Below are 7,870 nucleotides of genomic sequence, written 5' to 3'. Positions count from 1 at the left end.
TCCCCGAGGTTGCCCTCCGCCCTCCACAGCGGCTCGACATTTCTCTTGCCCGGGAGGGGCGAACAACTGTCGCCGACCCAGACGGCGCACCCACGCCCGGGCAGGAAGGAGCCACCCATGGCTCACATCATCGCTTCGTGGAACTTCGACCCCTGCGCCGAGCACGCCGACCTCGACACCACACGCAGCAGCGTCGAGGAGTTCTTCGACGCCTACGTCATCGCCGAGGGCTGCACAAACTGCACCACGACCGTGGCTGGGGGAGTGATCGCACCGGAGCCGACCGTGCTCCGCAAGCGGGTCAACCACTGACCTGGTGGGGGCGCGAGCAGAACCTGCCGCGCCCCCACCAGCACCAACAGACCACCGGACTCTGTCACTCCGTCACTACCGCAGTCACAGACTCCGGCACTTCCGAACTCCCCACGCCAAAGGAAGGAGCCACTCATGGCTCACAGAATCGTCGCCAGCACCCTGGCCGAGCAGGTCGCGGCCGCCGTCGTCAACATGCGCATGGTCCCCGAGCAGGGCTGGACGGTCGCCAACGTCGTCGACGCCGCCGACCCCGACGCACCCAACGGGCTCATCATGGAGACCGCCGACCTGATCGCCGAGCCGAGCTGCCTCACCGACGTGATGAAGCACCTGGCCGCATCCTCGCTGATCGTGATCGTGTTCGGCACCTACGACGACGGGGTCGCCGTGGACCGGGCGCTGCGTGAGAGGACTGGCCTCACGGTGATGTCCGTGATCGCCACCGACCTGATCGAGGCACGCTGCGCCTGCGGCTGCGGGGCGAGCGAGCCCGTCGATCTGGAGAGCAACCGGATCATCGTCGAGGCCGTCGCCGCCGGGATCGAGATCCCCAGGCCACGCCACGACATCGACCAGGCGCTCACCCCAGGCCGCTTCGACCAGCCGGTCACCCTCGAGCGCGCCTTGGCGATCGTCGAAGCAGTCGCAGACCGGCGCGCCTGGGCCGACGACGCCATCGCCACCGTCGCCGGTGTCCTCAACGATGAGGCAGCCGTCGGTGACCGCGACGTCGTCGACCACCTGGTCGCGGCGAGTCTGCTCATCCCGGTCAGAGACCTCTACATGTTCCAGGTCACCGTCACGAACGCGCGGACGGCGTGGCACCTGTTCACCGACCTCGCCGGTCACGCCGACCGTGAGTCCGCACGCAACCTGCTCGCCCTCGCCGCCTTCGCCGCCTGGATGGACGGCAACGGCCACGCCGCACGGCTGGCCTGCGACGCCGCAGACAACGCCGGCGACGAGGCCCACACCCTGGCCGACCTGGTCCGCATGGCAGCCCGGCTCGGGATGAACCCCGCCCACTGGACGCCGCCGGCCTCCGACGTCCTCGACCGCGCGCTCGAGACCCTCTAACCCGATCGGTTGGGGTGCCCGGACCAGCCGGGCACCCCAACCGGGGGAGCGGACCCGCTCCGCGGCGCTGACTCGTCGCCGGCCTCCGGCCGGAGCACCCCTGGTAGTAACAGACTCCCGTACTGCCGGACTCTGTGACTCCGGCACTTATAGAACTACGAACAGCGCACTGACCCTCCCAGACGCCGCGCTCCGCGCGGGCTATCGAGACGACCTCACGAGCTCGGCCGACACACCGCCACCCACGCCACAACGGTGGCAGCCGGGCCTACCAGCGGCTGTCTCAGCGTCAAGGGCGAGATGTACCGGCTACGCCGGCCCTTGACCCCGAGCCTCCACGCCACTGGACAGACGGCCATACCGGGCAGGCAGCAAGCAGCCGCCCGGCCCAACCGGCCACCACCACCGGGTGCAGTCCCACCCGCCAGCGAAGGAGAACCCGATGCTCACCACCACGACGATCTTCGAAGGAAACCTCGCAGCCGACCCCGAGCTGCGCTTCACCCCCAGCGGCAAGCAGGTCGTGGAGTTCACCGTCCTGGTCAACGGCCGCCGGCAGAACGAAGCGGGGGAGTGGGAGGACCGCGAGCCCAACCGGCACCAGGTCAAGGCCTTCGGCACCCTCGCCGAGAACACCGCCGGCTCGCTGCAGAAGGGCGACCGGGTCATCGTCGCCGGCAACGTCACCACCGACAGCTGGGACGACAAGGAGACCGGAGCCAAGCGGACCATGCAGAAGGTCCTCGCCGACGCCGTCGGAATCTCCCTGCGCTGGGCCACCGCCGAAGCCGTCCGCAACATCCGCACCGAGGAGAAGATCTGAACCACCCAAGCTGGGGGAGGGCTGCCACTGGGGGCAGCCCTCCACTCATGTGCCGGGACTATTCGTTATCAGGTGGCCAGAATTCTCGCGGCAGCCCTATTGCGCTCCTGATTCCGATCGTGTCGGCGAGGTTCGCGCCATGCAGGTTTGCGCCGGTGACGTTCGCGGCGGTGAGGTTGGCGCCGGCGAGGTCCGCGTTCGCGAGGATTGCGCCGGTCAGATCCGCCCCAATGAGGTTGGCGTGGGCGAGGGCTGTGCGGCGCAAGTTCGCGCCGCACAGCCTGGCGCCGTTGAGCTGAGCGTGAAACATGTACGCGGAAAAGAACTTTGCATCGGATAGATCAGCATTGCTGAACTTGGCCCAGCCGAGGTCCGACTCGACAAAGCTGGCGTGAACCAGATTCGCGTAGACGAGGTCCGCGCCCTTGAGGTTTGTGGCGTCCAGGTTGGCGTAGCGGAGGTCCGCGTAGCGGAGGTTTGCGTCGTTGAGATGGACACCGCAAAGAGTGGCGCGCTCGAGTTGGGCGCGAGTGAGGTTCGCCCCCTCAAGATGGGCATCGCTGAGGTCCGCGCCCCCAAGGTGGACGCCGATGAGGTCCGCGCCGGTGAGATCCGCGCCGGTGAGGTCCGCGCCGGTGAGGTCCGCGCCGGTGAGATCAGCGCCACTCAGATGCGCTCGTGGCATCTCCGCTTGTCGAATCCTCGCTCCACGAAGGTTGATTGGCGCGCTCGTCGTGTTCTGCCTGCGGCTCAGCAGAGTTAGCGCGGCCGCCACATCGGTGTCGGGCGGCACGGAAGGCTCTGCCCTGGTTCGGTTTCGCACAAACGCGGTGAGCACTTGCAGGATTGTTGCTTGATCGCGTGTTGAGTCGTCGGTGAGGCGGTCAAGGGCGTACAAGCCACCGAGACGGATTGCGATGGTTTCGTGGCCGAGTTGCTCGATCGCGCGTGTGTAGCGCTCGGTGACGTTGCTGTCACGGTCGAGCTGAGCGCTCTCGCGGTCGAGTTGGTGACTCTGACGGTCGAGCTGGTGCCTACGGGCGGTGTAGAACAGTCCGATCGCGGCGGCGATACCGGCGAGTCCGGCGAGAACGGTGCGTCGCTCGTTCGCGATCGCATCGACGCGATCCTTGCCTTCCAGGCCGCGCCCGTCACTCTCGTCGACGAACATCGGCGGGAGTTCGTGCAGCGCCCACCACGCGACCAACAGGAGTGCAATCGCGAGGATGAAAAGGGCTGTGATTTGCAGTATGCGCGATCGGAGCTGCTTCCGTGCGCGCCTCTCCTCGGTCGCGACGGACTGATCCCCTACCTGCTGCATGGCTGGAGTCTTGCAGGGGGAACGCGGTTGGCGTGCTGCTTGCGCTCAGTCAGTCGGACTTGCGAGGGCGGCCAGCGGGTCGCCGGCGTTCCTCGATTCCCTCGAGCGACGAAGCGCTCCACACCGGGGCGCCGTTGAGGATTCCCAGTGGCGCGGGCAACCAGTCCACCCCCCGCCGACGGGCTCCACGCAGGGTCGATCGAGCGACGCCGAGGCGTCGAGCCAACCGCTCCACGTCGTACAGCCCCGCCGGCCCCGGGCCAGGATCCTCCGGCGGCTCCCGATCAACCATGGACACCACGATATCAGCACGCAGACGATTAGGTTATCTGATAATATAACCGCAAGCGTGCCGATAAAGGGGGAGTCGCCTCGATGACGACCGCACCGATGTCCGAGAGCCTGCACCACCCGGGGTTCACCGTTCCACGGCGAATGACCATCTCGACCGAATCCCGGGTCCTACTGTGGCTCGCGGTGCTGGGGGCGGCGACGCTCAGCGCGGTCACCTTCATGCTGTCGTTCGCGGGGCTGGTCGACGTCGCAGCCTGGGCCAACATCCGCCCGTCGCTGCGCTGGGCCGTTCCGGTCTTCATCGACGGCGCGATCATCGTCTACACCGTGGCCGTCCTCGTCGAGCGCGGCCGTGGGCAGCGGCCGATCTTCGCCTGGACCGCACTGGCCACGTTCACCGTCGTCTCCGTCAGCGCGAACGGATCCCACGCCTGGGCCGCGCACGGAGTCCTCACGTGGCAGACAGTGGTCGGCACACTGATCGCCGCGCTTCCACCGCTGGGCCAGCTCGCGGCCACCCACACGATGGCGCGCCTCGTGGTCGAACCACCGCCCGCTCACAGCCGTCCGGCTCCCGAGCCGACAACAGCCCACGACCCCGAGCCGACTGACCGGCAGCCGCGGCCCGCGATCGAGCAGACCACCACCGCGACGACCCACCCGCTGCGCGAGCTCCCCGTCCGCGCCGCCGGCCCCCGCGAGGCGGAAGCCGGAGCCGACGAGCAGGCGCCCGCGTACGACGACCGGGCACAACGGATCCTCCAGCTCCGGCGCCAGGGCATGTCGCAGCGCGCGATCGCCCAGGAACTCGGATGCGGCAAGAGCACCGTCGCCCGCACCATCAACGCCAGAGATGGCCAGGGGGAGACGGTTCCGCGATCGCGATGAGGCGGAATCACTGGGAAGTACGCAGCGGGTCGGGCTCGAGCCCAACCGAGTTCCAGAAGGGCTAAGGTGGACACAGATGTGCAGTTGTGTACACAGTTGCTAAGATGCTTCCATGGACACGATCAGTGGTGAGGTGTCGGCGCGGGAACTGCGAGCTGGCCTGCCGGATGTGATCGGGCGTGCTGCGTATGGGCATGAGCGGGTGGCGATCACCCGGCACGGAAAGGTCACCGCGGTGGTGATCGGCGTGGAGGACTTCGAGGCGCTGGAGGCGTTTGAGCTGGCTCGAGACGTTGCTGAGTTGAGGGCGGCGAAGGCTGATGACGACGGTCAGCGAGTCTCGCTGGAGGCCCTGCGCACTGAACTTGCCGAGTGAGCCGGTACCAGGTTGACCTGACCGGCGCTGCGGCGAAACAGGTTCGCCGACTTGACCCACCTGTACGGCGAAGGGTGCTCGCGGCTCTCACCGCACTAGAGGCTGATCCTCGGCCAGCCGGAGTCAAGAAGTTGTCCGGCTTTGACGACGCCTGGCGGATCCGGATTGGTGATTATCGGGTCCTCTACGAGGTCCAAGACACAACTGTCCTCATCACGGTCTTTCGCGTAGCGCACCGCCGTGAGGCCTACGGGCGCTGAATGCTCCGGCGCCACTCGGCCGCACTAGCATGATCGGCTCACGCGATGGGAAGACGGAGGCCGGAATGGACCTGTTCAAGATCCAGCACGAACTTATTGCCGATCGATCCGGGGAGGCCTGGTATCGGCTGGGTGTGGCCGGCCCGTCGTTTCACTACCGCTGGATGTATGGAACCGGATCGCACGGAGAGTTCAGTTACGTCGCAGGTGAACATCGTGACCATGCTGTCTGCCGCGAACAACCGGCCCTCACTATGTCCTGGGGCTTGGAGGCTCACGACCGCGACCTGCACTTCGACTGGGCAGCAGACTTCGTCGACTCGGCCGTGCGATCGATCTGGGTCGATTTCTTCTGGCACAACGCGCTCATCGACCGGGTAGAACTCTGCCGAATCGACGGTGGGCACGGTCTGATCCCCATCCCTGATTCACGAATGAACGTGAGCGACTTTGAGACGGCCGTCGCGTACCTCGTACATGATCTGGAAGACAGAGGAAACGGAAGCCATCCGGGCCAGTACCTCACAACGATTGGCGCGACAAGGCAGCGAGATCGGGACAGGTTGGGTGCTGGCTCTACGGAGACGACTTAGACGGGCACTCCTCCTGGGGCGGACGTTTCGTCGTCCCGGTGACCAAAAACGATCGTTTCTGGGCAAGAAGCGCTAACCGCCTCGATGTTGCCGACACGCCGAGCACTTTCGTCCCGAAAGGCTGGACCGAAACCGTAACGGACCGAAACTGTCCATTGACCCTTTTCGGGAATACAGTGGATGAAGACCCACCCGAGGGAGATGGTCATGGCGGAGAAGTTCGACATCGAGGAACGCTGGCCCGAGCTGTTCGAGAAACTCGACCCGAGCCAGCGCGACCAGGTAGTGCAGCCGCTCGCGGGGGCCTGGCACGAGGGCTGGATCCCGAATCGGGAGGACGTCGAGGACCTGATTGATCTGGTTCGCGGTGCGATCGACGGCGAGGAGTACATGCGACGGGGCCGCAAGGCAGCTGAGCGTCAGGTGGGCACTCCGCCCGAGACTGGGCGCTGACATCGTGACGACGTTCGACACCTGGGAGTCGTACTTCTACCCGCCGCCGGACCACACGGTGTTGCGCAACCTGTTCGATGTACGCGACAGCACCATGTTGCGCAAACTCGAGTACCGCGCGACGAACCGGCGATGGAGCGAGCTCAAGGCTGATCCGACGTTGGTGGACCATACGTTCGACGCGGCGCACGTGCGAGCGATCCACAAGTACATGTTCCAGGATGTCTACGAATGGGCCGGTGACTACCGCACCCAGAACATAGTGAAGCCAGGTGCGATGCGCGGCTTCGCCGACGTCCGCACAGGCGAGGTCGACCGGTACCTGACCGACGTGCAACGCCTGGTGAACACCACGGAGTGGGGGAGGCTGCCACGCATCGAGTTCGCGGTCGCGGCGGCTAGCGTGTTCGCGCACCTGAACCAGGCCCATCCTTTTCGTGAGGGCAACGGCCGTAGCTCGAAGGCGTTCATGGAGCACGTGGCGATGCGCTCGAAGTTCAAGCTCGACTATCCTCGCGTCGACCAGGCGTGGTGGAACCGGGCCTCAGCGTCCAGCTGCCCCGCCCTCGACAAGTACGAACCCGTCCCTGACTCTCTCGTACCGGTGTTCAGGGCCATGGCCGTCGAACGAGCGAAGCCCACGTCGCGAGAGCACTCACCGCTTAGCGCGAGCTACCCGAAGTCACCCACACAAGCAGCGGGCCGCGCGCCATCGCCGACCAGGCCGCAGGAGTCACAACGACCCGGGCGCGGGTACCCCAGCAGTGGGCAGGGGATAGAGCGATGAGCAACATCATCGGATACGCCCGGGTGAGCACCCGAGAGCAGAACCCTGACGCGCAGGCGGCAGAACTCCGAGAAGTCGGCGCGGAGCGAGTCTTCGTCGACCACGGAGAGTCGAGCCGGATCACTGATCGTCCGCAGTGGCAGGCATGCCTCGAGTACCTGCGCCCTGGCGACGTGCTCGTGATTCGTGCGCTCGACCGTGTCGCCGGCACTGAACAGATGGCGATCGAGATCATCCGCGACCTCGGGCGACGAGGGATCCGCCTCAAGAGCCTCACCGAACCGTTCCTCGACGTCGACACGTCGACACCGATGGGGGAGGCCATCGTCGGGATCATGGCCGTGCTCGCACAGCTCCGCGTCGCCACCATCCGAGAGAACACCCGCCGCGGTCTCGCCCACGCACGAGCCCAAGGTCGTGTCGGCGGCCGGCCGTCGGTGATGACGCCCGAGCGCGTGGCAGCGGCGGTAAGGATGCGCGCCGATAACAAGAGCATCCAGCACATCGCGGCGGTGCTAGGTGTCGGCAAGTCCTCTGTTGCACGCGCACTCGCCAAGGTCGACGAGTTGGCGACACCCAGCACGAAAGCGATCGCAGAATCGTGACCGTTGGAACCACATCGCTGGACCAAGACTCACGTTCATATAGCTGCAGTAACGACCGCCCGGCAGCACGCCTGCCGT

General features: G+C 66.2%; 11 protein-coding genes. 10 read left to right on the top strand and 1 reads right to left on the bottom strand.

From position 1 onward, the window contains the following. Window positions 1-117 precede the first annotated feature (117 nt). The 3 genes from KV097_RS18730 (at window position 118) to KV097_RS18720 (ending at window position 2,215) form a co-directional block, all read left to right on the top strand. The gene (locus KV097_RS18730; RefSeq protein WP_220366773.1) at window positions 118-312 is read left to right on the top strand and encodes a hypothetical protein; all 195 of its coding nucleotides are present in this window, start codon (window positions 118-120) and stop codon (window positions 310-312) included. Window positions 313-447: 135 nt separating this feature from the next. After that, window positions 448-1,392 carry a DUF4192 family protein gene (locus tag KV097_RS18725; protein WP_220366772.1) on the top strand — a complete coding sequence of 315 codons (945 nt, stop codon included), beginning with the start codon at window positions 448-450 and terminating at the stop codon, window positions 1,390-1,392. A gap of 442 nt (window positions 1,393-1,834) precedes the next feature. Next, a complete protein-coding gene (locus KV097_RS18720; RefSeq protein ID WP_220366771.1) occupies window positions 1,835-2,215 on the top strand; it encodes a single-stranded DNA-binding protein in 381 nt (126 codons plus the stop codon). Window positions 2,216-2,273: 58 nt separating this feature from the next. On the opposite strand, the gene KV097_RS18715 is transcribed toward KV097_RS18720, so the two are convergent. Then, window positions 2,274-3,536 carry a pentapeptide repeat-containing protein gene (locus KV097_RS18715; protein WP_220366770.1) on the bottom strand — a complete coding sequence of 421 codons (1,263 nt, stop codon included), beginning with the start codon at window positions 3,534-3,536 and terminating at the stop codon, window positions 2,274-2,276. A 375-nt stretch (window positions 3,537-3,911) separates the two neighbouring features. Between KV097_RS18715 and KV097_RS18710 the strand changes: the two genes are divergently transcribed. The 7 genes from KV097_RS18710 to KV097_RS18680 all read left to right on the top strand — a co-directional run bounded on the left by KV097_RS18710 (window position 3,912) and on the right by KV097_RS18680 (window position 7,792). Continuing rightward, on the top strand, window positions 3,912-4,718 hold the full coding sequence (locus KV097_RS18710; protein WP_220366769.1) for a DUF2637 domain-containing protein: 807 nt from the start codon (window positions 3,912-3,914) through the stop codon (window positions 4,716-4,718). 112 nt (window positions 4,719-4,830) lie between these two features. Beyond that, complete coding sequence (locus tag KV097_RS18705; RefSeq protein ID WP_220366768.1) at window positions 4,831-5,094, top strand: type II toxin-antitoxin system Phd/YefM family antitoxin; 264 nt, start codon at window positions 4,831-4,833, stop codon at window positions 5,092-5,094. Beyond that, window positions 5,091-5,354, top strand: coding sequence for a type II toxin-antitoxin system RelE/ParE family toxin (locus tag KV097_RS18700; RefSeq protein WP_220366767.1), 264 nt, complete (start codon window positions 5,091-5,093; stop codon window positions 5,352-5,354). The genes KV097_RS18705 and KV097_RS18700 overlap by 4 nt, the downstream gene beginning before the upstream one ends. Window positions 5,355-5,419: 65 nt before the next feature. Next, the gene (locus KV097_RS18695) at window positions 5,420-5,947 is read left to right on the top strand and encodes a hypothetical protein (RefSeq protein ID WP_220366766.1); all 528 of its coding nucleotides are present in this window, start codon (window positions 5,420-5,422) and stop codon (window positions 5,945-5,947) included. Window positions 5,948-6,154: 207 nt separating this feature from the next. Then, window positions 6,155-6,400 carry a hypothetical protein gene (locus tag KV097_RS18690; protein WP_220366765.1) on the top strand — a complete coding sequence of 82 codons (246 nt, stop codon included), beginning with the start codon at window positions 6,155-6,157 and terminating at the stop codon, window positions 6,398-6,400. A 4-nt stretch (window positions 6,401-6,404) separates the two neighbouring features. Further along, entirely contained in the window at window positions 6,405-7,187 is a 783-nt protein-coding gene (locus KV097_RS18685; RefSeq protein ID WP_220366764.1) for a Fic family protein, read from the top strand. Then, window positions 7,184-7,792, top strand: coding sequence for a recombinase family protein (locus KV097_RS18680; RefSeq protein ID WP_220366763.1), 609 nt, complete (start codon window positions 7,184-7,186; stop codon window positions 7,790-7,792). The genes KV097_RS18685 and KV097_RS18680 overlap by 4 nt, the downstream gene beginning before the upstream one ends. Window positions 7,793-7,870 lie beyond the last annotated feature (78 nt).

The sequence above is a fragment of the Mumia sp. zg.B17 genome (assembly GCF_019550915.1).
Classification (GTDB): Bacteria; Actinomycetota; Actinomycetes; order Propionibacteriales; family Nocardioidaceae; genus Mumia.
Note: the sequence above shows the minus strand (reverse complement) of the source record. Positions and strands in the feature narration are given on the sequence as shown.

Coding starts and splice junctions, on each gene's coding strand:
- KV097_RS18720 (WP_220366771.1), top strand. CDS start 1,835: ATGCTCACCACCACGACGATCTTCGAAGGAAACCTCGCAGCCGACCCC.
- KV097_RS18695 (WP_220366766.1), top strand. CDS start 5,420: ATGGACCTGTTCAAGATCCAGCACGAACTTATTGCCGATCGATCCGGG.
- KV097_RS18730 (WP_220366773.1), top strand. CDS start 118: ATGGCTCACATCATCGCTTCGTGGAACTTCGACCCCTGCGCCGAGCAC.
- KV097_RS18725 (WP_220366772.1), top strand. CDS start 448: ATGGCTCACAGAATCGTCGCCAGCACCCTGGCCGAGCAGGTCGCGGCC.
- KV097_RS18705 (WP_220366768.1), top strand. CDS start 4,831: ATGGACACGATCAGTGGTGAGGTGTCGGCGCGGGAACTGCGAGCTGGC.
- KV097_RS18690 (WP_220366765.1), top strand. CDS start 6,155: ATGGCGGAGAAGTTCGACATCGAGGAACGCTGGCCCGAGCTGTTCGAG.
- KV097_RS18715 (WP_220366770.1), bottom strand. CDS start 3,536: ATGCAGCAGGTAGGGGATCAGTCCGTCGCGACCGAGGAGAGGCGCGCA.
- KV097_RS18710 (WP_220366769.1), top strand. CDS start 3,912: ATGACGACCGCACCGATGTCCGAGAGCCTGCACCACCCGGGGTTCACC.
- KV097_RS18680 (WP_220366763.1), top strand. CDS start 7,184: ATGAGCAACATCATCGGATACGCCCGGGTGAGCACCCGAGAGCAGAAC.